The following is a 24,690-nucleotide window of genomic DNA, read 5'->3' as shown; positions in this document are numbered from 1 at the left end:
GACATGAACATCATTCTGCTCGGCCCTCCGGGAGCTGGCAAGGGAACCCAGGCCACCCGTCTGGTGGAAAGCCGCGGCATGGTGCAGCTGTCCACAGGCGACATGCTGCGCGCCGCCGTCAAGGCTGGCACGCCGATCGGCCTCAAGGCCAAGGCGGTCATGGAAGCAGGCGAACTGGTGTCTGACGAAATCGTGTCGGGCATCATCGGCGAGGCGCTGGATGGGTTGTCGGCCGGCACGGGCGTGATCTTCGACGGCTATCCGCGCACTGAAGCACAGGCCCATTCACTCGATGCGATCCTGGCCGAGCGCGGTCGCTCGCTCGATCATGTGATCGAGCTTGAGGTGGACGAGGACGCGCTGGTCGAGCGTATTACGGGCCGTTTCACCTGCGCCAATTGCGGCGAAGGCTATCACGACAGGTTCAAGCAGCCCAAGGTCGAGGGCGAGTGCGACAAGTGCCACGGCCACGAATTCAAGCGCCGGCCGGACGATAATGAGGACACGGTGCGCACACGCATGGCCGAATATCGCGCCAAGACCGCGCCCATCCTGCCGATCTACGAGGCGCGCGGCATTGTGGCGCGGGTCGACGGCATGGCCGACATGGACGATGTGACGGTCGCGATCGCCGCCATCTTGGACGGCAAGGCCGGCTGAGCCAGGTGGCCCTTCGATATGGAGGGCATGGAAATGCGCAAGATCATCACTGTGGGATGGGCGGGTGTGGCGATGGCCGCTCCGGCCCATTCTGCCGTCACGGACCGCAGCGAGGCAGGGTTCGCGATCGATAACAATGCCGACATCGCGGCCGATAGCGCCACCGTGTGTCGCCATTCTGGCTCGACCTTCCAGATGGTGGCAAGCTAGGCATAGCTGTAGCGCCAATGCCGCCACCCGACGCGGGGGAGGCAGGGGCAGGGGCCTTTTCTGTAAGGCGGTGCCCCTGCGTGGCGGGCAGGGGCAGTCTCCAGCATGACCGCTGCCTGGTGAACGGTTGCGCATTTCCGGCGCGCTTATCCCGCTCATTTTTAACGATTGATTGCTGTTTGGTTGCTATCGCGCTTGCGTGAGTGAAGCGCTGCCTCGTGGCCGATTGACGGAACTGGACGCCTTGCGCGGCATTGGGGCGCTGTGCGTGCTGGTGTTTCATTATTCCACGCGCTTCCATGAGTTGTTTCCGCAGGCGGCGCATGTGCCTTTCAGCTTTCCGGGCGGCAATTACCGGGTGTTGCTGTTCTTCGCGATTTCGGGCTTTGCGATCTTCTTCACGCTGGAACGGATCGGCAGCGTCGCCGACTTCGTGGTCAACCGCTTCGCCCGGCTTTATCCCGCCTATCTGACCGCGATGCTGCTGACGCTGGCAATAGAATATCTTGCCAAGGCGTCACAACTATTGATCGGGCCGGGCGCGATCCTGGCCAATATGACGATGTTGCAGGGCTTTGCCTTCCTGCCCGAAGTGGACGGCGCCTATTGGACGCTGACGGTGGAGATCGCTTTCTATTTCTGCATGATCGGCCTGTGGAAATGGATCGGTATCAAGCGGGTCGAGCCCTTCCTGCTGATATGGCTGGCGTTGCGAGCGCTCTACGGCTTCTGGCCGGACATGCCCGAGCGTGTCGTGATGCTGTTCGTGCTGCGTTATGTCCCTTTCTTCATGATTGGCATCCTCGCCTATCGCGTGTGGTCCGGGCAGCGCCACTGGCGGCAGCAGGCACCCTATGCGGCGCTGGCGCTGCTGTCGGTGGCGGCGATGGAAAGCTGGGACGTGTCACTGGTTGCCTGCATCCTGATCGCGACCTTCGTTGCGTTGACCGGCGGACGGCTGCGTTTTATCGCGCTGCGCCCGCTCCTGTGGATGGGCGGGATCAGCTACTCCTTCTACCTCATCCACCAACATGTCGGCTTTGTGGTCATGCTGAAAATGGCGCAGGCCGGCTACAGCCCGTGGACAGGCTTCGCGGCCGCTTTCCTGGTGGCGCTAGTGCTCGGCACCGCGATCCACCGGCTGGTGGAGCGACCTGCGGGCGAAGCGATATTGGCCTGGTGGCAGCGTCGGCGCGATCAGCGGCGTGAGGCGGACATCGCCACGCTGCGGACATGAAAAAAGGGGCGCCGCCGACAAATCGGCGGCGCCCCTTCCCTGAACCGTTCCCTTACTGCGCGCGCGGGGCAGCGGCCGCCGGGTTGGCGGGCAGGCCGCCCAGCTGCGTCACCAGCTTGGTATAGGCGTCGAGATAGGCGAGCACGATCACTTGCCCGATCTCTGTATTCTGGTAGCCGCCACCACCGGCCGCGGCGAAACCGCCCCACCAGCCGGCGCCGCCGCCCGCGCCGAAGCTGAGGTCCGATTTGCGCGCATAGCCCTCGGTCAGCGCCTCTTCCTCGGTGGTGCGGGCGTTGACGATAGAAAGCGTCACATTGGCCTCGCTCTTCTTGATCGAGATGCCGCCGGCCAGCGCGCCAAGGGTGCGGCCGCCCAGGAAGCCGCCAAGCATGCCGCCGAGCGCGTTGCCGCCCGAATTCTTGTTGGACGACACGATGTCGGGCTGCAGATAATAATCAGCCGCCTTGACCTGGCCCTTGCCCAGATTCGATCCGGCCTGCAATTCGCCGGAGTCCGCCATCGCGCGCTCCAGGTTGCGGCTGGCCATGGCGCGACCGCGATTGACGATGCCGAAGCAGCCCGACTGCTGGATGAAGACCTTGAGGATGGCCTCCGGGCTGCCCAGGTTCAGCTCGCGCCACCACTGATTATCGGGTTCGACGATGGCGACCGTGCCCAGCCGACGGGTGCAATGCGGGATTTCCGCGGTTTTCTTGGACTGCTGCTGACGGGCGGAAGAGCCCTTGTCCGCAGCGGCGGCCGGCGAAGCCGTGGCGGCGAGAACGGCCGCCGCGGCGATGAAAGACGTGAACGTGCGCATGGCATGCACCCCCTGAAAGTTGCTGATGTCTGCTTTGTTGTCTGGCCACCCTGTGTTGGCCCAAGCTCTACCACAAGAATGGCGCGGTTCAAGCGAGCATCAGGCTTGGCTGCTATAGTGGGCAGGCCGGGCAGGTACGCGATGCTGCTGACAGGCCGGTAAATGGCTGCTAGGGCGCGCAGCCATGACCGACCTTTCGCATATCCGCAATTTTTCGATCATCGCCCATATCGACCATGGCAAATCGACCCTGGCCGACCGGCTGATCCAGCGCACCGGAGGTCTCACCGACCGCGAGATGAGCGCGCAGGTGCTCGACAATATGGATATCGAGAAGGAGCGCGGCATCACGATCAAGGCGCAGACGGTGCGCCTCGACTATGTCGCGAAAAATGGCGAGACCTATGAACTCAACCTCATGGACACGCCGGGCCACGTCGACTTCGCCTATGAAGTGAGCCGGTCGCTGGCCGCCTGCGAGGGCGCGTTGCTGGTCGTCGACGCGGCGCAGGGCGTGGAAGCGCAGACGCTGGCCAACGTCTACCAGTCGATCGAGCATGACCATGAGATCGTGCCCGTCCTCAACAAGATCGACCTGCCCGCCGCCGAACCGGAAAAGGTGCGCGCCGAGATCGAGGAGGTGATCGGCCTCGACGCGTCGGAAGCGGTGCTGGCAAGCGCCAAGTCCGGCATCGGCATCGACGAGGTGCTGGAAGCGATCGTTGCCAAGATCCCGCCGCCCAAGGGCGATCGCGACGCCCCGCTGGAAGCGATGCTGGTCGATAGCTGGTACGACCCCTATCTGGGCGTCGTCATTCTGGTCCGCGTCGTCAACGGCGTCATCAAGAAGGGCCAGAACATCAAGTTCATGATCGGCGGCACCGAACATCTGATCGACCGCGTCGGATGCATGCGGCCCAAGATCGAGACGCTGCCGGAACTTGGGCCCGGAGAGATCGGCTTCATCACCGCGCAGATCAAGGATATCAGCCAGACCCGCGTCGGCGACACGATCACCACGGTCAAGAACCCCGCCAGGGCGCCGCTGCCGGGTTTCAAGGAAGTGCAACCGGTCGTCTTCTGCGGCCTGTTCCCGGTCGATGCCAATGATTTCGAGAAATTGCGCGACAGCATTTCCAAACTGCGGCTCAACGACGCCAGCTTCTCGTTCGAGATGGAGACGTCGGCGGCGCTGGGCTTCGGCTTCCGCTGCGGCTTCCTGGGCCTCCTGCACCTGGAGATCATCCAGGAGCGACTGACCCGCGAATATGATCTCGACCTCATCACCACGGCGCCGTCGGTGGTCTATGAAATGCACATGAAGGACGGGACGGTGCGCCACCTGCACAACCCGGCCGACATGCCCGATCCCAACCATATCGAGATGATCGAGGAGCCGTGGATCGAAGCCGTGATCTACTGCCCCGACGAATATCTGGGCAGCATCCTGAAGCTCTGCCAGGACCGGCGCGGCATCCAGAAGAACCTGACCTATGTCGGCGGGCGCGCGCAGGTGACCTATGAGCTGCCCTTGAACGAAGTGGTGTTCGATTTCTACGATCGGCTGAAGTCGATCAGTCGCGGCTATGCCAGCTTCGACTATCATCAGATCGGCACGCGCGAGGGCGACCTTGTGAAGATGAGCATCCTTGTCAACAACGAGCCGGTCGACGCGCTTAGCATGATCGTGCACCGCAGCGCGGCGGAAGCGCGCGGGCGGCATATGTGCGAGCGGTTGAAGGACCTCATCCCTCGCCACCTGTTCAAGATCCCGATTCAGGCGGCGATCGGCGGCAAGGTGATCGCGCGAGAGACCATCGCCGCGATGCGCAAGGACGTGACCGCCAAATGCTATGGCGGCGACATCACCCGCAAGAAGAAGCTGCTGGAGAAGCAGAAAGAGGGCAAAAAGCGGATGCGCGAATATGGCAGCGTCCAGATTCCCCAGGAAGCCTTCATCGCCGCGCTGCGTATGGGGGACGAAAGCTGAGGCCCACCCGCTGACCGTCGGCGTTCTGCCCCTCTTTCAAGGAGGACAGGCGGCGAAGCAGGAACCCGAGGCCGACGACAGTCTCGCGCAAGGATTGACTAGGCCGCACCATCCATGATGTTGTCCGCCCAACCGGCAAGAGGGCATTGATGACCGAGACCTGGCTGTATGACGAACATCCCGCGATGTTCCGGGCGCATCCCTTCCTGTTCATCCTGCTGCTGGTGTCGGTGGTCGGCATGCTGGCCATCGCGGTCTGGTGGATCAGGACCAGGGGCGAGCGGCTGGCATTGAGCGACCGCGAAGTGTTGATGGAGCGCGGCATCCTGGCAAAGCAACGCACCGAAATCGCGCTGTCCAGCATCCGCAGCGTGCGCATCACCCAGACACTGGGCCAGCGCATCTTCGATGTCGGCAATATCGAGCTGTTCAGCGCAGGCGACATGGCGGAAATCGCGATCAAGTCGATGCCCCGGCCCGGGCGGATCCGTCATATCGCCGCTTCCCGCAACCTCGACCTGCTGCCCCAGCGCTGAGAGATTTTGCCCGCCCCCTTGACGGCGCCGAAGCAATTTAACGATAGTGTAGCAAATGGGCCCTGCAGGAGCCCACTCCTTGGGAAGGACGCCTCTTAAGGTAACGCCGACCGCAATGACGCGGGACGGCGCTTGCAAGGGGTTGTCGTTCATGGCCTTGCCAGTGATGACGGCGCTGCGGGACCTGTCCGTGCAGCAACGCGAGGACATTCGACAGGCATGCGGATTTGCCTGTGTCCGATGCGGCGTGACCATCTATCGCTATCTCCGGCTGCCGGACGGACCGGGCGCAACGCTGCTGTGCCCGACCTGCCACGGGCTGGTCGAGGAAGGGCGGCTGACGACGACGCAGGTGCATGGCTTCCACACCAATCCGGTCGTGCGCCAGCGGCATTTCGCGCGTGATCGCCTCCCTTTTTCAGCGGAACTGCCGACGCTGATCCTGGGCGGATCGCGGCAGCTGCGCGACACGCCCATTCCGCTGATGCTGGAAGGCGAGCCCATCCTCATCTTCGCGCCGCCGCGACGCAGTAACGGAGCCACGCGCATCAGCCTGCGTATGGGCGGGCTGGACGAACAGCCGGTGCAGATCATCGATGGCAATGAATGGCTGCCGAGCAACGGCAGCTGGCATTTCCTGCTGCGGGGTGATCGCTACAGCGTCATGGCGACACGCGGCGATGGCATGGCGGTCCTGCGCATCGTCGCACGGAACCGCATCGCCGTGGAGCATCTGCGCACCACGATCAGGGGCCGGCGGCTGGAAGTCACACCGGACTGGCTGGAGATCGACGGCAAGCGCCATGTCGGCCGGATCGGCAGCGGGACGCTGGTCGGGCTGGAATGTTGAAGGGGAGGCATGCGCTTCCCGGCCCGTCCCAGCGCCGAATCAGGGGCGCGGAGTAGAGCCGCGGGAAGAAGCGAGCAGCTGCGCCCCTGTTTCGTGGGCTTGTCGACACGGGGGGCGTGGCGGGGTCGGCGCCTTCGGCCACGCAGGCGTCGGCGCGTGTCGCGATGGCCCCTATTCCGTCCGGGTCATCTTGAGACGGCCATTTTTGACCGCGAAGGCGAGGCGGCCTTCAACCAGATCGACGGCATCGCGGCCGAACTGTTCGTAGCGCCAGCCTTCGAGGATGGAGAGGCCATCGCGAACGCCGGCGGCGAGCGCGTCGATATCGTCGCTGCGGGCGAGCAACCGGGCTGCCACGTTGATGTCGCGCGACCTGATCTTGAGCAGCAGCTTGAGCAGATCGGCAACCAGCGCGCCATCCTTGCCAAGTCCCGGTCGCTTGGGGTCGCGCTCGGGCATTTCGTCCTTGCCGAGCGGCGTGTGCTTGCCCAGCGCCGCCATGAGGCGGGCGCCGATATCGTTCGTCTTCCAGGTGGCGGACAGGCCGCGCACCTTGCCCAGATCTTCCTGCGCGCGGGGCGGATGGCTGGCGATGTCGGCCAGCGTCTCATCCTTCACGATGCGCCCACGCGGCAGGTTCTTGTCCTGCGCCTCGATCTCGCGCCAAGCGGCTAGCGCCTTTAAACGCCCCAGCACATCGGCCTTGCGGCTGGCGATCCGAACCCGCTGCCACGCTTCCTCGGGCTTGTTTTCGTAATTGGAAGGGTCGCTGATCCGCTCCATTTCCTGGTCCAGCCAGTCGCCCCGGCCGGTGCGGCGTAACTCTTCGAGCATCTTGGGGAAGATCTGGATCAGATAGGTGACATCGCCGATCGCATAATCGATCTGCCGCTTGTCGAGCGGGCGGCGTGCCCAGTCGGTGAAGCGCGCGCCCTTGTCGAGCTGCACGCCGAGCCACGCGTCAACCAGGTTGCCGTAGCCGATCTGTTCGCCAAGGCCGAGCGCCATCGCCGCGATCTGCGTATCGAACAGCGGGTGCGGCGTCTTGCCGGTCAGATTGTAGATGATTTCCAGGTCCTGCCCGCCAGCGTGGAAGACCTTCAGCACATCCTCATTATCGACCATCAGGTCGAGGAGGGGAGTAAGGTCGATGCCCGGAGCCTTCGGGTCGATGGCGGCCGCTTCGTTATCATCGGCGACCTGCACCAGGCAGAGGTCGGGCCAGTAGCTGTTTTCGCGCATGAACTCCGTATCGATGGCGATATAGGGCGATTGGGCGATACGGGCACAAAATGAAGCGAGAGTCTTGCTGTCGGTAATCAGCGGATGGATTTGCATATGGTCTTCGATCTTATTATGGGCAGGCCCGCGCCTCGGCGGGCTCGTCAATGCTTGACATGCTCGCCCATAGCGGGGCCGCAGCACTTTGTCATTTCCGTAAAACGAAGCTGAAAGATCGAAACGCCATGCACGCCTATCGCACCCACACTTGCGGCGCCCTTACGACGGCAGAGGTGGGCGATGTGGTGCGTGTGTCCGGGTGGGTTCATCGCAAGCGCGATCATGGCGACCTGGTCTTCATCGACCTGCGCGACCATTATGGCATGGTGCAGATCGTCACCGAAGTGGACGGCCCGGTGTTCAAGGTGATCGAATCGCTGCGCGCGGAAAGCGTGGTGACCGTGACAGGCAAGGTCGTGGCGCGCGCGAAGGAGGCGGTGAATCCCAATCTGCCTACCGGAGAGATCGAAATTCGCGCGGACGACGCGGTCGTGCTGTCCGCCGCCGCCGACCTGCCGCTGCCGGTCGCGGGCGAGCAGGACTATCCCGAGGACATCCGCCTGCGCTACCGCTTCCTGGACCTGCGCCGCGAGACGTTGCACGCCAATATCGTGAAGCGGACGAAGATCATCTCGGACATGCGCCGCCGCATGGAAGGGGCGGGCTTCACCGAATATTCGACCCCCATCCTGACTGCGAGCAGCCCGGAAGGCGCGCGCGACTTCCTGGTGCCGAGCCGTATCCATGCCGGCAAATTCTACGCCCTCCCACAGGCGCCGCAGCAATATAAGCAACTGCTGATGGTTGCGGGTTTCGATCGTTATTTCCAGATCGCCCCCTGCTTCCGCGACGAGGACCCGCGCGCCGACCGCCTCCCGGGCGAATTCTACCAGCTCGACCTGGAGATGAGCTTCGTCACGCAGGAAGATGTGTGGAGTACGATGGAGCCGGTGATCGCGCAGGTGTTCGAAGCATTCGCCGACGGCAAGCCGGTGACACCGGCGGGCAGCTTTCCGCGCATCCCCCATGCCGAAGCGATGCTGAAATATGGCAGCGACAAGCCCGACCTGCGCAACCCGGTCGTCATCACCGACGTGACCGAGCATTTCCACGAGAGCGGCTTCGGCATCTTCGCGTCGCTGGTGGAGAGCGGCAGCGTGATCCGCGCGATCCCGGCGCCCGGCGCGGGCGCGGGCAGCCGCAAATTCTTCGACGAAATGAACAACTGGGCGCGGGCCGAGGGCTATTCGGGCTTGGGCTATATCAACATCAAGGATGGCGTGCCCGGCGGCCCCATCGCGAAGAATCATGGCGAGGATCGTACCGCGAAGCTGATCGAGGCGCTGGGGCTTGGTCAGAATGACGGCGTGTTCTTCGCGGCGGGCAAGGAAAGCCAGGCGGCCAAGCTGGCGGGTCTGGCGCGCATCCGCGTGGGTGAGCAGCTTGACCTGATCGACAAGGATCGGTTCGAACTATGCTGGATCGTCGATTTCCCCTTCTATGAATATGATGAGGAAACCAAGTCGATCGACTTTGCGCACAATCCCTTCTCCATGCCGCAGGGCGGGCTGGATGCGCTTAACCATCAGGACCCGCTGACCATCAACGCCTATCAATATGACATGGTCTGCAACGGTTATGAGATCGCGTCGGGATCGATCCGCAACCAGTCGCCCGAACTGATGGTCAAGGCGTTCGAGAAGGTCGGCCTGTCGCAGCAGGATGTGGAGGAGCGGTTCGGCGGTCTCTACCGCGCGTTCCAATATGGCGCGCCGCCGCATGGCGGCATGGCCGCCGGCGTTGACCGCATCGTCATGCTGCTTTGCGGAGCGCAGAACCTGCGTGAGATCACCCTGTTCCCGATGAACCAGCGCGCGGAGGATCTGCTGATGGGCGCGCCCAGCCCGGCCGAACTCAAACAATTGCGCGAACTGCATATCCGCGTGGTGGAGCCGCAGGCGAAGGTCTGACCTCGCGGCGCTGATCCTTTGCCTACACGCTTGTTAAAGCCCTGTCCCGGCGCCTACACCGGGTCAGGGCTTTGTTGTGCGGGAGAGTCGGATGTCGATCGACCTGGCCGACTACGAAAAGGGTGCGAAGTTCAAGGGCGACTATGACGCGGAACTGGCAGCGCTCCAGCTCCGTCTCGCCAAGATCCAGGTGGCGCATATCATCCATGACCGGCGCAGCGTCATCCTGCTGGAAGGATGGGACGCGGCGGGCAAGGGCGGCATCATCAAGCGGATGACCGCTGAATGGGACCCGCGCTATTATCGCGTCTGGCCGATCGCCGCGCCCAGCGAAGAGGAACGGGACCATCATTTCCTCTGGCGGTTCTGGACGCGCCTGCCTGCTGGCAAGCATATCGCGATATTCGATCGCAGCTGGTACGGCCGCGTGCTGGTGGAGCGTGTCGAGAGCTTCTGTTCCAAGGACGAATGGAAGCGCGCCTATGACGAGATCAACGCCTTCGAAAGGCAGCAGGTCGACGCGGGCACCAACATCGTCAAGCTGTTCGTCCATATCACCCAGGACACGCAGGACGAGCAACTGGCCCAGCGGCTGGACACGCCCTGGAAGCGGTGGAAGACCGGATCGGAAGACTATCGCAATCGCGCGCGACGGGCGGAGTATCTCGACGCCATGGAGGATATGTTCGACAAAACCGACAGCAAGGCGGCGCCCTGGCATGTCATCGACAACAACCACCGCAAGGCGGGGCGCATCGCCGCGCTCAAATATGTCGCCAAGCGGCTGGAAAAGATGGTGCCGATGGATTTTCCCGATCCTGACCCCGAAGTCGTGAAGCTGGCCGCACAGGCTTTTGGCTATAGGGACGTCTGACAACGTTGGAAATCAGCCGTTTTTCATCAAAGTGTCACAAAAGCCTAACGGCGCGTTTACCACTCTTGTTCTAATCGGCGGTCATGAACGCCTTTCGGTCCATCGCCCGCTCTCCATCCCGCCCTTGCGCGCTGGAGGGTCTGCCCTTCGTCGCTGACAGCCCGGTCATCAGGCTGGGCAGGCCATTGAGCGAGGCGGTGGATCAGTTCCAATTGGACGCCACGCTGCGGATGCTGCCGGTCATCGACCATGAAGGTCGGCCGGTCGGCGCGATCTACGAGCGGGACATGCGCCAGATCCTGTTCAATCCCTTCGGTCACGCGCTGCTGCGCAATCCCAGCTTCGGCGGGCGGCTGGACGGCCATGTCCGCCCTTGCGCGTCGGTCGAGCGCAGTGCGTCCATCGAGGCGCTCATCGACCTTTACGCCGCGCAGGGCCAGGGATGCGAGGGGCTGATCGTGGTGGAGGCGGGTCTTTATGCTGGGGTTGTCGGGGGCCAGCTGCTGCTGAAGTTGACAGCGGAGCGGGATGCGCTGGTGGCGGCCGCCCGGCTCGAACGGCTGGAACGGGTGACGCGGGAAAGCGCCAGCTTCCGCCGCGACATCGAAGCGCTGATCGCCAGCCTGGTGGGGGTCGCGGACATGCTTTCGCGCCTGGCGCAGGAAGCGGGGGAACGTGCGGGCCACAATGGCCAGGCATCGGCCGGCATGGCGGTGGCGGCGGCGCAGACCGCCGATAATCTGGGCGGCATCGCCGCGTCGGCCACGGAACTGGCCCGACTGTTCGAATCGATCGAGGAGGAGGTGCGCGCTGCCGGCGCCGCAATCGGATCGGCGGTCGAGCAGGCGCGCCTTGGAACGGTCCATACCCAGGCATTGAGCGTACAGGCGAACGGCATCGGAGAAGTCACGGCGCTTATCGACGCGATTGCCCGTGCGACATCGACGCTGGCGCTTAACGCCGGGATTGAGGCCGCGCGTGCGGGAGCGGCGGGGCAGGGCTTTGCCGTGGTCGCGCGCGAGGTCAAGTCGCTTGCCGGCCAGACCCGCGAGGCGGCGGCGGAAATCGCCGGCCGGATTGAGCATATCCGAGCAACCGTCGGTCAGGTCGCACAAGGACAAGCCCATATGGACGCGGCGATCGCTACGGCGGACCGGCTGTCAGCTTCGGTGTTCGACGCCGTGGCGCGGCACGGCGCCTTCAGCCGCGCAGTCGCCGGCAGTGTCGCCGAAGCGGGGCAATCGACCGAGCATGTCCGCGTCAGCGCCGCGCGGATCAGCGACGACGCGGGGGCCGCGGTCGATAGCGCGCGTGACATGCGTCAAGCCGCCAGCCGGCTGGCGGAGGAAGCGCACAGGCTGGACGCGCGCGCCGGCCTCTTCATCCGGTCGATCCAGATCGACTGAGCGGCCTCGCACAAACGGCTGGATTCCGCCGAAAAGGGCGCTAGGCTCCCCTTCCTACAAGATAAGGAGAGGACTGCCATGCTCGTCATGTTCGTGGGCGCCGACCGGACCGAAACCGCCATCAACGCCGCGCAGGTCACCTTCGTCTCTTCGGTCAATGATGGGACGCGCATCCGCTTTGGCGAGGGGCGCAGCGTCACGGTGGTGGAGCCGATCGGCGAGGTGATGGAAAGTCTGAACCGGGCGATGCGCCCCCATGAATAACGCGCTTTCCTAATCGGGATAGCTGATCGCCGTCACCTCATATTCCTTTTCCCCCACCGGCAGCGTTACGCGGCGCAGATCGCCCACAACCGCGCCACGCAGCGCGCGGGCGATCGGCGAACCCCATCCGATGCGCCCCGCGCTGGCGTCCGCCTCGTCATTGCCGACAATGGTGACTGTGCGATGATGATCCTCCTCGTCCGCTATTGTGACGGTGGCGCCGAAAAAGACCTTGCTTCGGTCAGGCTGCTGGCGCGGGTCGACGACCTTGGCGTCCTTCATCTTCTTCGACAGGCGCCGCAACTGGCCGTCGATTTCGCGCATGCGCTTGCGGCCATAGAGATAGTCGCCATTCTCACTGCGGTCGCCATTGCCCGCCGCCCAACTGACGATCTCGACAATGCGTGGGCGCTCGACGCCCAGCAACTGGTCATATTCGGCGCGCAGCCTCGCAAAGCCCTCGGGCGTGATATAGTTGGGATAAGGCATATTCATGCCCTATCCATAGCCACATCCTAGCCAGGTGTCTGCTTGCCCAGATATTTGGAAAGCGGCGTGGTCGTGCCACGGAATCGGGCGCGCTCCGGGTTCATCGCCTCATAGACCACCGCATTTTCCAGCACCCGCTGCACATAGTTGCGAGTCTCGAAGATCGGGATCTGCTCGATCCAGCGCAGCACGTCCGCGCCCGGCATGCGGGGATCGCCATTGGTTGCCAGCCAACGGTTTACATTGCCCATGCCGGCATTATAGGCGGCGACCGCCAGCGGATAGCTGCCGCCATAATAGTCCAGCAGCCGCTGGAAATAGGCCGATCCCAGCATGATGTTGTAGCTCGGGTCATTGAGCGAGCCGGCATCATAGCCCAGGCCAAGCTTGCCTGCCTGTTCGCGCGCCGTGCCGGGCATTAGCTGCATCAGACCGCGCGCGCCGGCATGGCTGACGATCTGCTTGTCGAACTGGCTTTCCTGCCGGGCGATGGCATGGACCATCGTCCAGTTGGACTGCGCCGATGGCGGCACCGGCACACGCGGAAAGGCGCTTTCCCCGTAGCCCGTGAGGCCGCTGGATACGGCGCGCCTTCCGACCATAACCCCCATGTCCGGCCGTCCGATGCTCTTCGCCAGTTCGGCGGCGAGGAAATGATCGCTGTCGCTGTCGGCATTGTTGGCGATGGCACGGGCGAACTTGCTCTGATCCTCCCAATAGCCCATCTGGCCAAGCGCGCGGACCGCCCGGACGACCGAGCGGTTGTTGAATTCGGCACGGGTGGCGACCGATATTTCGCTCGGCCGTTCGATGGCGGCGGGGGCGGGGACGGGGCGGCTGAGCCGTTCGAGGGCGAGCTGGCCGTAAAATTGGTCGGGGAAGACCGACGCCTGGGCGAAATAGCTGTTGGCGGTCGCGGGGTCGCCGGCCGCCAATGAGGCGCGGCCAGCCCAGTAGTAGCCCTTCGACTGCGTCTGGGGCGATTTGGCCGCGGCCGCGTAGCGGCGGAACATCCCGGCTGCGTCGCTGGGCCGGTTGAGATTGTAGAAGGCGGTCGAACCGGCCAGCCAGGCGAGGCTGGTATAATCGTCGCGCTCGCCAATCGGCCGGCTGCTGACATCGGTGCCGGGTGCGTAGGCATCGTCCAGTTTGCTGGCGATGCCATAAGCGAAGGTCCACTGGCTATCGTTCGCTGCCGCCTTCGCGTGGGTCAGCAGCGTCTCATACCATTTTTCAGCGTTGCCGGGCCGGAATGTCAGCGCGGGGCGATTGGCGAGATACTGACGCGCGCCAACCCAGTTTCCGGTGTTGAGCAGCCAGGTCGCCTTGTCGGCGATGAAGCCGGCGTCGGTCGCGCCCATCCCTTCGGCGAGTTGCATCCGCGCGTCGGCGTCGGGGGCCTTCTGCCGGAACGCGATCCGCGCTTCATAGATCGGCCGGCGCGCTGGCGTGACATAGGCCAGCATGCGCTGCGCCCCGGCGATGTCGTTGCCCCATAGCAGCATGTCGGCGCGCTGGTCATGATCGGCGCTGGTCCAGCCCGAGCCGAAGAGCGATAACAGCCGCGCCTCGTCGTCAGGCGCAAGGCTGCCGCCGACCCAGGCCTGGCGCGCGGCCACTCGCGCCTCGTTCATCCTGCCCATCTGCATCAGCGCCATGGCGTTGCGGGCGTGGCCCGTCGCGGTGCGCGCGGGGAATCGGGCGAAGAAGGCCGTGAGCTGACGCGGGTCATAGCTGTTGGGATTGATGCTGGTTTCGGCCAGCCGCCGCATCCTGTCCTCCCCGGGCCAGCCGGGATTGGCAAGGATGAAGCTTGCATAGGTGGAAAAGCCCAGGCCATCGCTCTGCTGCAGGGCGCGCCACTGGCTGATCGTCGCGGCGATCGTCGGATCGCTCGGCATGCCGATGCGGCCGCTGATCTGATTCCATTGGCTCGGCTGGCCGGCCTGGCCGATCTGAGTCGCGCCAGGCAGCGGCTGCACCATGGCGCCAGAAAGTGTGGGCGCCGTGGCCGGAGCCAGCTCTGCCCCAGTTTGCGCGCTCGCGCTGGCAGTCAAAAGAAGAAAGGCGATCAAAGGCATATGACCCATGGCTGTTTCGAGGCGGCGCGGCGACAGCGGACTGGACATCATCGTAAATCCATCCTTATCAGGCCCTGAATGACGCGCTATAGCGCGCCGTCGTCCTGATCTCGACAGTGTGCCCCGGATTCCCGGTGAATTGAAGGAGTTTTTGCATGTTTTCCGGGTCGATTCCGGCGCTGATCACCCCCTTCCGCAACGGCGCGGTGGACGAGGCGGCGTTCCGGTCGCTGGTCGACTGGCAGATTGCGGAAGGTTCGAGCGCGCTGGTCCCGTGTGGCACAACCGGCGAAAGCGCCACCATGACGGTGGAAGAGCATAATCGCGTCGTCGCTATCTGCGTCAACCAAGCGGCGGGCCGCGTTCCCGTGATCGCCGGTTGCGGTTCCAATGATACGCGGATCGCGCTCGAACATATGTATGCGGCGCAGGCTGCCGGGGCGGATGCGGCGCTGGTCGTCGCGCCCTATTACAACAAGCCCAACCAGGAAGGGGTTTATCAGCATTTCGCCTATCTGGCGGAGCGGTGCGAGCTGCCCATTGTCCTGTACAATGTTCCGAGCCGCACCATCACCGACATTGGCGTGCCCGTCATCCACCGGCTGGTCGAGGAATATCAAACGATCGTCGGGATAAAGGACGCCACCGGAAATCTGGGGCGTGTCACCGCGCAACGCCTCGCTACCCGGGGCGATTTCTGCCAGCTGTCCGGCAATGACGAAACCGCGCTGGGATTCAATGCCATGGGGGGCAAGGGCTGCATCTCCGTCACGGCCAATGTCGCGCCCAAGCTGTGCGCCAATTTCCAGGCGGCCTGCGCTTCGGGCGACTGGAATGGCGCGCTTGCGCTGCAGGATCGTCTCTATCCGCTGCATGATGCGCTGTTCAGCGATTCTTCACCCGGCCCTGTCAAATATGCGCTAACCCGTGTGCGCGCCGACATGCCGGGCGAGCTTCGTCTGCCAATTACCTGGCCGTCGGAATCGAGCCGCGCAGCGGTGGACCGGGCGCTGGAAATTGCGGGACTGGTCTAAAGGGCCGGCGGTACTATCTAATAAAGTGAGTTAGTCTAAGTCCATGGCCCGCCCCCGTCCCGAACTGTTCGACAAGAAGAAGATCGTCGCCGAAAACCGGCGCGCACGCTTCGAATATTTTCTGGAGGACGTGTTCGAGGCCGGCATCGCGCTCCAGGGCACGGAGGTAAAATCGCTCCGTTTCGGCGAGGGGAATATCGCGGAAAGCTATGCCGAGGTGAAGGGTGACCAGGTCTGGCTGGTCAACAGCAACATCCCCGAATTCAGCCACGGCAACCGCTATAATCATGAGCCCAAGCGTCCCCGCAAGCTGCTGCTGCACGAACGGGAGATTGCGCGGATGCATGGCGCGGTGGAGCGCAAGGGCATGACGCTGGTGCCGCTATCCATCTATTTCAACAGCCGGGGCAAGGCGAAGGTCGAACTGGCGCTCGCCAAGGGCAAGAAGACCCATGACAAGCGCGACACGATCAAGGAACGCGACTGGAAGCGCGACCAGCAGCGCATCATGAAGGCGCACCGCTGATGGACAACAGGCTGACACGCTGGTGGCACGCCAACGCTCCGACGCGCGAATCGCTGGAACATAACCGCTTCATTGCGCCCGTGGCCCACCGCGTGCTGGAACCTTCGCTCTGGCGCTTCACCCGCCGGTCGGTGCCCCGCGGCGTCGCGCTCGGATTGCTGGTGGGCATTTTCCTGATGATTCCCGGCATCCAGATTGCCGGAGCTGCGCTGTTGGCGCTTCCTTTCCGTGCCAATATCCCCATCGCCGCGGCGATGACATTCCTGTCCAATCCGGCGACGACGCCGCTGATCCTCATGGCGTCGGTCTATGTCGGCAACTGGATGCTGGGGCGCACCGCAGATGCGTCCACATTCATGGCGCTGGTGAACGATCATGCGTCGATGCGTCAGTGGTTCGCCTGGCTCTTTTCCGAAGCCGCGCCCGCGATGCTTTTCGGCCTCGCGATCATTTCCGTTGTCGTGGCGGTGATCGGCTATTTCCTTGCCGACTGGGTCTGGCGCCATCGCATGGGTCGGAAATGGCATGCCCGCAAATTGAGGATTGGCAAGCCCCACGAAAACAGCGCATTGGAAGAAATCGCCTCCGTCTGATGACCGGCGACCCTGGAAGCATGCTGTGCCAAACTCGGCTTCGGGTTCTTGCTCGCACCGGGGCGGAACAAAAAACTGGAGCGTGCGGCCTGCGTCTGATTTAACGCAACGGTCTTCAGTCCAACGTCGTTTGAGGGGAACGCCGGTAATGGCCGCGCGCGCGAAAAGGGATGAAGAAGCGTGGATGGGCAATTCGCCCCCGCGACTTGCCCTGCCGCTGCTCATTCTTGCGGCGCTGCTGTCGGCCGCGCTGGTAATCTATGTCGTCGGCGACAAGGCGCTGGGGGCCGGCTTTGCCGCGACGGTGATAGCGGTGGCGGCGTTGCTCAGTTGGTATCGCCGGCTCTATCCAGCCGAGATCGCCGATGGTGAGACGATGCCCGACTGGACCATCACCCGCGCGGCGGCCGATGCGTCCAGCATGGCCATTGCCGTAACGGACAGGGCCGGGCGGTTGGTCTGTGCCAGCGATCTGTTCGGCGAGTGGTTCCCCGGCTTCCCGGCACCGCCCAATCTGAACGCCGAACCGGGCCTGGCCGAAAGCCTGGCCGCTGCCGCGCGCGGCGCCTGGCGGGACGGGGAGGCGCGGGTCGATGGCATGGGGCAGGGGGCGCTGCGCCTTGACCTTCATATTTGTCGGACCGGCCGGTCGGAGGATTATCTGCTGTGGCGCTTCACGCCTGTCCGCCAGCCGAGCGCGCTTGACGATGTCCATCGTCTGTTGACCGGCGAGGCCGGTCGGCAGATGGGCGAGGCCGGCATCATGGCGGCAATGATCGGCGGTGAAGGCCGCATTCGCGCCGCCAATGGCGCCTTTCTGCTGCGCGCCGCCGGGCGGATCGACGCCAACATCACGGGTCGCGATTTCGCCGCCCATATGCGCGTGGATGACAAGGGGCGGCTGTTCCTGGCGCGCGAGGAACAGGGCGGCCTGCCACTGCGGCTGTTGCAGGTGCCCCTCCGCCGGACCCCGCAGATGGCCGGATCGCACGGTGGCGGCCAGGACGGACCGATGCTGCTGCTGCTGATCGACGAGCCGGCGGGCAGCGCGGGCGGAACATCGGCGCTCTCGTACATCGAGACGCTGCTGTCGCTGCTGCCCTTTGGCCTTGCCATGGCGGACCGGGACGGACGCGTGCTGTTCCTCAACAATGCCTTCGCCCGTGCGGCGGGCCTCCGGCGCGGCGAGAAGCCGAGCTATCCCGGCGACCTTGTGGTCCGGGAAGATCAGGCGGCGGTGGCCGATGCCGTGCGGCGCTTTGCCGTGGGCCCGCAAATGTCTGGCGACATCGCCGTGCGGATGCGCAGCGAGCCTGACGAGCCCACCGCGCTCAGTCTGGCCGGCGTCCGGGGTCTCGGCGAAGCGGCCGTGCTGCTCAGCCTCAAGGACAATAGCGAGGAAAGCAAGCTCAAGCGTCAGGTAGCGCAGGCAACGAAGATGCAGGCGATCGGCCAGCTCGCCGGCGGCGTGGCGCATGACTTCAACAACATCCTGACTGCCATCATTGGTCATTGCGACCTGATGCTGATGCGCCACACGCCGGGCGACAGCGACTATGACGACATCCAGCAGATCAAGTCGAACAGCAACCGCGCCGCGGGCCTCACTCGCCAGTTGCTCGCCTTTTCGCGCCAGCAGACACTGCGGCCGCAGGTGCTGCAGCTGCCCGACATTGTCGCCGACGTATCGAACCTGCTGAAGCGCCTGCTGGGCGAGAGCGTTCGGCTGGAGGTCAGCCACGGCCGCAATCTGGGCGCGGTGCGCGCGGATCCGGGGCAGCTGGAACAAGTGATCGTCAACCTGGCGGTCAACGCCCGCGACGCCATGCCCGAAGGCGGCACGCTCAACATCCAGACCTATGCCGTGCCGGCCGGCAAGGTGCGCGAGATGCGACAGGAAATCCTGCCCGCCGCCGATTACACAGCCGTGCGCGTGTCGGACACGGGCCTGGGAATTCCACCCGACATCCTCTCGAAAATCTTCGAGCCCTTCTTCACCACCAAGGAACTGGGCAAAGGCACCGGGCTTGGTCTGTCGACGGTCTACGGCATCGTCAAGCAGTCGGGGGGCTACATCTTCGCCGAATCGGAAGTCGGCCGGGGCGCGAGCTTCGTCATCTACCTGCCCGTCTATCAGGGCGCCGACATAGAACAGGCCGCGCAGCCCAAACTTCCCGTCAAGCGCAGCGAGACTTGGGGAAGCGGCACAGTGCTGCTGGTCGAGGATGAGGATATGGTGCGCGCCGTCGCCGAACGGGCCTTGTCGCGACAGGGCTACAAGGTGCTGACCGCCAATGATGGCGAGCAGGGGCTGGAGGTGCTGGCCGGCGATGAGAAGATCGACCTGCTGATTTCCGATGTCGTCATGCCGAACATGGATGGTCCATCCATGGTGGCGCGGGCGCGGAACAGCCATCCCGACCTGCCCGTGCTGTTCATGTCCGGCTATGCCGAGGAACAGCTGCGCAAGTCGATCGACATCGCCAACGTCGCCTTCCTGCCAAAGCCCTTTTCCGTCAGCCAGCTGGCGGAGGCAGCCCGCGATGCGCTGGCGATGCGGCCCGCGGCGGAATGAACTTCTCCAGCGATCAGGCGTTTGGGCTGGTCGACGCGTCGATGATAATATAGCGGTGCGCGTAACGAAGGGGACACGCAGCATGTCGGACGGCAAGACCATTTTGGTGGTCGAGGATGAAGCGATGATCGGCATGATGCTCGAGGATTATCTCGACACGCTGGGATACCGCCTTCATGCTATTGCTGCTTCTTTGGACGAAGCCTGCGATCATGCGCGCAAGGGCGGCTTCGACGCAGCCTTGCTCGATTGCAATCTGCATGGCGAAAAGAGCTGGCCGGTCGCGGACATTTTGGCGGACAACGACATTCCCTTCGTGTTCGCAACCGGTGGCATGGCCGATGATGTACCCTCGAGCCATGCCGATCGGCCGACCCTGGCCAAGCCCTATACGATCGGTGCGGTGGAACGGGCGCTCAACAAGGTGCTTGCAGCCGAATAGGAAATTTCCGTTCACCCCTTGTTCCCAAGGAACAAAAAGGATACACGGTGGCCATGCGCCGCCTTTTATCGGCGCTTCCGCTTGACAGGGGATAGGCCGATGACAGCAATGCTCTCACTCATCGATTCCAAGAAGACAGGGACAATGGACAGACAGAAAGCATTGGAAGCGGCCCTTTCCCAGATCGACCGCGCCTTTGGCAAGGGTTCGGCCATGAAGCTGGGCAGTCGCGAGAAGATCGAGATCGAGGCGGTTTCGACCGGATCTCTGGGCCTCGATATCGCGCTTGGCATCGGTGGATTGCCGCGTGGCCGCATCATCGAGATTTACGGGCCGGAAAGCTCGGGCAAGACGACGCTCGCCCTGCATGCAATCGCAGAGGCGCAGAAAACCGGCGGCATCGCGGCCTTTGTCGATGCGGAACATGCGCTTGATCCTGCCTATGCCAAAAAGCTGGGCGTGGACATCGACGAGCTGATCGTGTCGCAGCCGGACACGGGCGAGCAGGCGCTGGAGATCGTCGACACACTGGTCCGTTCGAACGCCATCGACGTGCTGGTGGTGGACTCGGTCGCGGCGCTGGTGCCGCGCGCGGAAATCGAAGGCGAGATGGGCGACAGTCATGTCGGCCTGCAGGCGCGCCTGATGAGCCAGGCGCTGCGCAAACTCACCGGATCGATTTCGCGCTCGAAATGCCTGGTGATCTTCATCAACCAGGTCCGCATGAAGATCGGCGTCATGTATGGCAATCCGGAAACAACGACCGGTGGCAACGCGCTCAAATTCTACGCTTCGGTGCGCCTCGACATTCGCCGCACCGGCCAGATCAAGGATCGCGACGACATCGTTGGCAACGCAACCCGCGTGAAGGTGGTCAAGAACAAGGTCGCGCCGCCATTCAAGCAGGTCGAATTCGACATCATGTATGGTGAGGGCATCTCGAAGATCGGCGAGATCCTGGACCTGGGCGTCAAGGCCGGCGTGGTCGAAAAGTCGGGTGCCTGGTTTTCCTACGACTCCGTCCGCATCGGCCAGGGTCGCGAAAATGCCAAGACCTTCCTCAAGGAAAATCCCGAAATGGCAGAACGTCTGGAGCGCGCGATCCGCGGCAAGACTGAAGAGGTCGCCGAAGGTATGATGGCCGGCCCCGAAGCGGAAGATGATGGCGAATAAGGGCTGATCTGTCTGGCCGACCGGGTCGATTGCCGTACGACAACGCGGTTCCCGCCCTTAGCCAGCGTCAAGGAATCAAAGGCCTGCTCGCGGATAGCCGCGGCGGGCTTTTTGCCCGGGGAAGATGCGCTATCCCCAAGCGCCGGACGGAATACCGGCCTGTTGCGCATAGTTGCCGAGCGGCATGTCTCTAGGGCCGTGGAAGATTGTCCTGCACCAAGCTGCACAGAGAAATAGCGTCCGCAAACCGCCTGACGCCGCACTTTTTCATGATGCGTGTCCGATAAGTTTCAACAGTCCTCAGGCTGAGATGGAAGCGATCGGCGATGGCCTTGCTGTCCGGTTCCACTTGCGCGGCCTGAAGGATTTCCCGTTCCCGCGCAGTCAAGCTCCGCACGCATTTCTCAGCGGCAACCCTGCGCTTGTGATCCTCCGAGCGGCCGGGAACCAGGGCGCATGCATGCGCGATCGTCGCGAACAACGCCTCTCTGGCAAATGGCTGCTCGACAAAATCGTCGGCGCCCTTCTTGATGACCTGAACCACGGTCCTCAGGTCCGTCGCCGATGCCGTCATGATGAGCGGGATATCCCTCCGCCGGGAAAGCACGCCCTCGAGAACCGCGAGTCCCGTCATGTCCGGCAGCTGCAAATCGACGATCGCCACGCCCGAAGGCAGGAATTCGAGAGACTGGATGAAGTCGCTGCCATTGACGAACGGAGTGGGCTCATAGCCAGTGGCAGAGAGCGTCTTGACCAGCAGCCGGCGCACCTCGGAATCGCCCAGCACGACGAAGACAGGGTATTTCAGGCATGAGGCCAATCGCCATTCCTCTTCCACAGCCCTGAACGTGCGACAACGCATTTAGTTGCGATTGCGTTCTGATGTCAGATTCCGCCCTCAAAGAACAGACCGACCATGCCGCTGCTTGACCATCGAACGCGGCCCATGCGAATCCGGCGGTCCCGGCTTTTCACCAGAAGTCGCGTCCCTTCCCTCAGCCCGTGCGTTTCCACCATCATGCCCTCTGCCGACATGTTTCGGATCGTCCCGACCATGACTGGCGCCGAAGTCACCACTCTCGCCTGCATGTCCACCGACATGCGCGATTCCCGTGGCAGCTGATCGGCTGCCAATTGCTCCATCAGGGTGGGCTGGTCGGCAAGCCACAATAGTGGATCTTCCAGCAGCAGCCCGCATCGCTCGCCTTGCGTCCAACGCACTTCCGCGGTGAGATAATCTTCCGAATTGAAGCTGATATGGACATGTTCTCGCAGGTTCAAGTCCAGCGCGCTGCGGCCGCTGACCCCATGACTGGAAACGTTGGCGATGGTGAGGCTCGCTTCCTTCAGGACCGGATAAAGGAGCGCGGACTTGAACACCGTCTTGCGAGGGTGCCTGCGCTTGTCGCCGCCTACTTCCTGAACATCGGATGTTGCGCACTCGGGGGTAAACATAGGTTGACCTCCATTGAAACCGGAGCGCCGCTCTAGCGCGCACAGCTTAATGAAAAGGTCAATGCGATGTCGTGTTTATACGATAAACAGCCTAATTGCCGCTTAACCATGCCGTGCTAGAACAAACGCTCTTCGATCAGCCGGACTCCTCCCCCGGGGACCGGCAGGAAGGAAAGGCGGGGCGCCGGAAACGGTCCCACCTGCGTCCCGCCTTTACTCTTCTTGTACGCACTTATAATAAGTGCTCATGCTAGAAAGATGGATGTATATCAGCTCGGCAGATCTGCCTCAGGCAGACGCTGCCAACATTATACGAGCGATCATTGACATTTCGGTAACGCGCAACGCGGCCCTGGGTGTCACAGGCGCGCTTCTTTTCACAGGCCAGCGCTTCGCCCAGCATCTTGAAGGCCCTGCCGGGGGCATCGCCGCCCTCAAGCAAAGTATAATGCGCGACCCGCGCCATCATGACATTCGCACCATAGCCCAAGGCCCGTATGACCATCGCCGCTTTTTGACATGGTCGCTCGCTTATGCGGGGCCGTCGCGGTTCGTGGCTTCGAAGGTCCAGGATGCCCTCACGGCGGCATTGGCGGGCAGCGACGACGGCGCGGAGGCACTTGCCGAAATGTTGGCCGATTTCGCTACCGAGGGAAACGGCTGAGCGCTGGCGATCGCCGGCCGGGCGCCGCGGTCAGCGGCCCTTTCTGCCCGCAGACGCACGCAATGCACCGCCTTCTCTATTGGCAAGCTGCTGCTTCAAGAGGTCAGGTCGTGGCGCGACCAGGAACCCAAAGCTGACGCAGTGTCGGCGACTTTCCACCGCGTGATGCAGCCGATGCGCCTGCACGATGCGCTTCATATAGGTCGAGCGCGGAACATAGCGGTGTGCGATGCGGCGATGAACGATGATGTCGTGGAAGCCGAGATAGATCATGCCATAGGCCGCGATGCCCGCTCCGCAGGCAGTCGCCCAATTCCCCCAGCCCCATTGCACGCCCCCCAGCAGCAGCAGGATGGACGGCATGGCGAAGATCACGAAATAGAGGTCGTTCGCTTCCCACCGGCCGATGCGGGGGCGATGATGGCTGGCATGGAGGAACCAGCCCGGACCATGCATGACCCAGCGGTGCATGACATAGGCAAAGCCTTCCATCGCGGCGACCGTGGCCAGGAAGATCAGGAACAGCATCGGGGCGGACATGGATGCTATATACGCAGGCTCATCGGAACAGGCGACCTATTATGACGGGATGGCCGCCACAAGAAGACGGGCCGCGATCCTGTGGATCGCGGCCCATCCCCTCCTGTTATTCCGGATGCCTCAGAAAGAGGCGGTGATCGAACCGACGATGCCAGCCTTGGACAGATTACGGGTCGTCCGCAGTGCGCCACCGGCCGTCGTGTAGGTCGAACGGAAGTCCTTGTCGGTGTCGACATAGCTCACGCCGAAGGTCAGATGGCTCCATGTGTAGGTGGCGCCGACGTTCCAGTCGGTATATTTCTCGCCGAAGGAGAGGTAGCTGCGGCTGAAATTGTGACCGAGATGGGCCGACACGCCGAGCGGCGTCTTCGGGATGCTGGCCGACAGGTCGCCCGCGACATACAGATTGTCTTCGCGCGCATTGACGCCATAGGACAGCGCGTGCTGCTTGGGCGAATAGTTTGCGGTCAACTTGGCGGTCGCCGGGCCGAAGGTGCCCTTGATCGAGGCGTAGGGCTCGACGAAGTCGGAGTTCACGCCGCCCGAATTCGGATAGTAGTAATACAGCACGCCGGCATCGAAGGTAGCAGCGCCGATCGTCTTGGAATAGCCGGCGATCAGGTCGAGTTCCTGGTCGCTGCCATTGGCGACATACTCATCGATCGAGGAACCCCAGGTCGAGACATAGAAGCCCGAAGCATGGGTGACGGTGATGCCGCCTTGCAGCGCGAAACGCTTGTCGGTCTGCGAAATGCCGCGGAAGCGATAGTCGGTGACAACGGCGGCATTGCCGGTGACGGTAAGTTCGGGCGCGGCCTGGTCCTGGGCAAAAGCCGGAGCCGAGAGCGCGACGAGAGCGACGGCCGAGAGGCCGAGAATGGACTTACGCATAGAATTCCCCTTGGGTTTTTGGTCTGCGATGGTCCCACCTGCGTCAGGGTTCCGAACTCTCTTCCCCAACGGGCGGGCCGGGTCGCCTGGACAGCGGACAAATGCCGGGCGCCGCTGCGCTGCACA

General features: G+C 63.3%; 25 protein-coding genes. 17 read left to right on the top strand and 8 right to left on the bottom strand.

What is annotated here, in order from left to right; all coding sequences use genetic code 11:
• The first annotated feature begins 3 nt into the window (after positions 1–3).
• From AAC640_RS12950 to AAC640_RS12940, 3 genes are all read left to right on the top strand, one after another.
• Complete coding sequence (locus AAC640_RS12950; RefSeq protein WP_340266899.1) at positions 4–660, top strand: adenylate kinase; 657 nt, start codon at positions 4–6, stop codon at positions 658–660.
• Between the two features lie 33 nt (positions 661–693).
• Positions 694–870, top strand: a complete 177-nt coding sequence (locus tag AAC640_RS12945; RefSeq protein ID WP_340266898.1) for a hypothetical protein — start codon at positions 694–696, stop codon at positions 868–870.
• 199 nt (positions 871–1,069) lie between these two features.
• Entirely contained in the window at positions 1,070–2,107 is a 1,038-nt protein-coding gene (locus tag AAC640_RS12940) for an acyltransferase family protein (RefSeq protein WP_340266897.1), read from the top strand.
• Between the two features lie 52 nt (positions 2,108–2,159).
• Here AAC640_RS12940 and AAC640_RS12935 read toward each other — a convergent pair whose 3' ends face one another.
• Positions 2,160–2,930, bottom strand: a complete 771-nt coding sequence (locus tag AAC640_RS12935; protein ID WP_340266896.1) for a CsgG/HfaB family protein — start codon at positions 2,928–2,930, stop codon at positions 2,160–2,162.
• Between the two features lie 184 nt (positions 2,931–3,114).
• On the opposite strand from AAC640_RS12935, the gene lepA reads away from it, so the two are divergent.
• From lepA to AAC640_RS12920, 3 genes are all read left to right on the top strand, one after another.
• Positions 3,115–4,920 carry a translation elongation factor 4 gene (lepA, locus tag AAC640_RS12930; protein WP_340266895.1) on the top strand — a complete coding sequence of 602 codons (1,806 nt, stop codon included), beginning with the start codon at positions 3,115–3,117 and terminating at the stop codon, positions 4,918–4,920.
• 149 nt (positions 4,921–5,069) lie between these two features.
• The gene (locus tag AAC640_RS12925) at positions 5,070–5,456 is read left to right on the top strand and encodes a PH domain-containing protein (protein ID WP_340266893.1); all 387 of its coding nucleotides are present in this window, start codon (positions 5,070–5,072) and stop codon (positions 5,454–5,456) included.
• 151 nt (positions 5,457–5,607) lie between these two features.
• Positions 5,608–6,306 carry a hypothetical protein gene (locus tag AAC640_RS12920; RefSeq protein WP_422794993.1) on the top strand — a complete coding sequence of 233 codons (699 nt, stop codon included), beginning with the start codon at positions 5,608–5,610 and terminating at the stop codon, positions 6,304–6,306.
• Between the two features lie 171 nt (positions 6,307–6,477).
• On the opposite strand, the gene rnd is transcribed toward AAC640_RS12920, so the two are convergent.
• The gene (gene rnd / locus AAC640_RS12915; RefSeq protein WP_340266892.1) at positions 6,478–7,644 is read right to left on the bottom strand and encodes a ribonuclease D; all 1,167 of its coding nucleotides are present in this window, start codon (positions 7,642–7,644) and stop codon (positions 6,478–6,480) included.
• A gap of 128 nt (positions 7,645–7,772) precedes the next feature.
• On the opposite strand from rnd, the gene aspS reads away from it, so the two are divergent.
• The 4 genes from aspS (at position 7,773) to AAC640_RS12895 (ending at position 12,101) form a co-directional block, all read left to right on the top strand.
• Positions 7,773–9,557, top strand: a complete 1,785-nt coding sequence (aspS, locus tag AAC640_RS12910; RefSeq protein ID WP_340266890.1) for an aspartate--tRNA ligase — start codon at positions 7,773–7,775, stop codon at positions 9,555–9,557.
• Positions 9,558–9,648: 91 nt separating this feature from the next.
• On the top strand, positions 9,649–10,431 hold the full coding sequence (locus AAC640_RS12905) for a polyphosphate kinase 2 family protein (protein WP_340266889.1): 783 nt from the start codon (positions 9,649–9,651) through the stop codon (positions 10,429–10,431).
• Positions 10,432–10,514: 83 nt separating this feature from the next.
• Positions 10,515–11,837, top strand: coding sequence for a methyl-accepting chemotaxis protein (locus tag AAC640_RS12900; protein ID WP_340266887.1), 1,323 nt, complete (start codon positions 10,515–10,517; stop codon positions 11,835–11,837).
• A gap of 78 nt (positions 11,838–11,915) precedes the next feature.
• The gene (locus AAC640_RS12895) at positions 11,916–12,101 is read left to right on the top strand and encodes a hypothetical protein (protein WP_340266885.1); all 186 of its coding nucleotides are present in this window, start codon (positions 11,916–11,918) and stop codon (positions 12,099–12,101) included.
• A gap of 9 nt (positions 12,102–12,110) precedes the next feature.
• Here the strand turns inward: AAC640_RS12895 and greB are convergent, their stop codons facing one another.
• Positions 12,111–12,596 carry a transcription elongation factor GreB gene (gene greB / locus AAC640_RS12890; protein WP_340266883.1) on the bottom strand — a complete coding sequence of 162 codons (486 nt, stop codon included), beginning with the start codon at positions 12,594–12,596 and terminating at the stop codon, positions 12,111–12,113.
• 20 nt (positions 12,597–12,616) lie between these two features.
• Positions 12,617–14,719 carry a lytic transglycosylase domain-containing protein gene (locus AAC640_RS12885; protein WP_340266976.1) on the bottom strand — a complete coding sequence of 701 codons (2,103 nt, stop codon included), beginning with the start codon at positions 14,717–14,719 and terminating at the stop codon, positions 12,617–12,619.
• A 107-nt stretch (positions 14,720–14,826) separates the two neighbouring features.
• On the opposite strand from AAC640_RS12885, the gene dapA reads away from it, so the two are divergent.
• The 6 genes from dapA (at position 14,827) to recA (ending at position 21,014) form a co-directional block, all read left to right on the top strand.
• The gene (gene dapA / locus AAC640_RS12880) at positions 14,827–15,705 is read left to right on the top strand and encodes a 4-hydroxy-tetrahydrodipicolinate synthase (protein ID WP_340266881.1); all 879 of its coding nucleotides are present in this window, start codon (positions 14,827–14,829) and stop codon (positions 15,703–15,705) included.
• A gap of 43 nt (positions 15,706–15,748) precedes the next feature.
• A complete protein-coding gene (smpB, locus tag AAC640_RS12875) occupies positions 15,749–16,231 on the top strand; it encodes an SsrA-binding protein SmpB (RefSeq protein WP_340266879.1) in 483 nt (160 codons plus the stop codon).
• Complete coding sequence (locus AAC640_RS12870; protein ID WP_340266877.1) at positions 16,231–16,824, top strand: DUF2062 domain-containing protein; 594 nt, start codon at positions 16,231–16,233, stop codon at positions 16,822–16,824. Before smpB ends, AAC640_RS12870 begins: the two co-directional genes overlap by 1 nt.
• 184 nt (positions 16,825–17,008) lie before the next feature.
• Positions 17,009–19,399: an ATP-binding protein gene (locus tag AAC640_RS12865; RefSeq protein ID WP_340266875.1), complete on the top strand. Its 2,391-nt coding sequence runs from the start codon at positions 17,009–17,011 to the stop codon at positions 19,397–19,399.
• An 82-nt stretch (positions 19,400–19,481) separates the two neighbouring features.
• Complete coding sequence (locus AAC640_RS12860) at positions 19,482–19,841, top strand: response regulator (protein ID WP_340266873.1); 360 nt, start codon at positions 19,482–19,484, stop codon at positions 19,839–19,841.
• A gap of 99 nt (positions 19,842–19,940) precedes the next feature.
• Complete coding sequence (gene recA / locus AAC640_RS12855) at positions 19,941–21,014, top strand: recombinase RecA (protein ID WP_340266872.1); 1,074 nt, start codon at positions 19,941–19,943, stop codon at positions 21,012–21,014.
• A 190-nt stretch (positions 21,015–21,204) separates the two neighbouring features.
• Here recA and AAC640_RS12850 read toward each other — a convergent pair whose 3' ends face one another.
• Positions 21,205–21,834 (bottom strand): response regulator transcription factor, encoded by a 630-nt coding sequence (locus AAC640_RS12850; RefSeq protein ID WP_340266870.1) that lies wholly within the window; start codon positions 21,832–21,834, stop codon positions 21,205–21,207.
• 65 nt (positions 21,835–21,899) lie between these two features.
• A complete protein-coding gene (locus AAC640_RS12845; protein ID WP_340266868.1) occupies positions 21,900–22,469 on the bottom strand; it encodes a PilZ domain-containing protein in 570 nt (189 codons plus the stop codon).
• 247 nt (positions 22,470–22,716) lie between these two features.
• Between AAC640_RS12845 and AAC640_RS12840 the strand changes: the two genes are divergently transcribed.
• The gene (locus AAC640_RS12840; protein ID WP_340266866.1) at positions 22,717–23,133 is read left to right on the top strand and encodes a BLUF domain-containing protein; all 417 of its coding nucleotides are present in this window, start codon (positions 22,717–22,719) and stop codon (positions 23,131–23,133) included.
• 30 nt (positions 23,134–23,163) lie between these two features.
• Here AAC640_RS12840 and AAC640_RS12835 read toward each other — a convergent pair whose 3' ends face one another.
• Complete coding sequence (locus AAC640_RS12835) at positions 23,164–23,673, bottom strand: sterol desaturase family protein (RefSeq protein WP_340266865.1); 510 nt, start codon at positions 23,671–23,673, stop codon at positions 23,164–23,166.
• Between the two features lie 120 nt (positions 23,674–23,793).
• Complete coding sequence (locus tag AAC640_RS12830) at positions 23,794–24,564, bottom strand: TorF family putative porin (RefSeq protein WP_340266863.1); 771 nt, start codon at positions 24,562–24,564, stop codon at positions 23,794–23,796.
• Positions 24,565–24,690 lie beyond the last annotated feature (126 nt).

Source organism: Sphingobium mellinum (assembly GCF_037860795.1).
GTDB lineage: Bacteria > Pseudomonadota > Alphaproteobacteria > Sphingomonadales > Sphingomonadaceae > Sphingobium > Sphingobium mellinum.
Note: the sequence above shows the minus strand (reverse complement) of the source record. Positions and strands in the feature narration are given on the sequence as shown.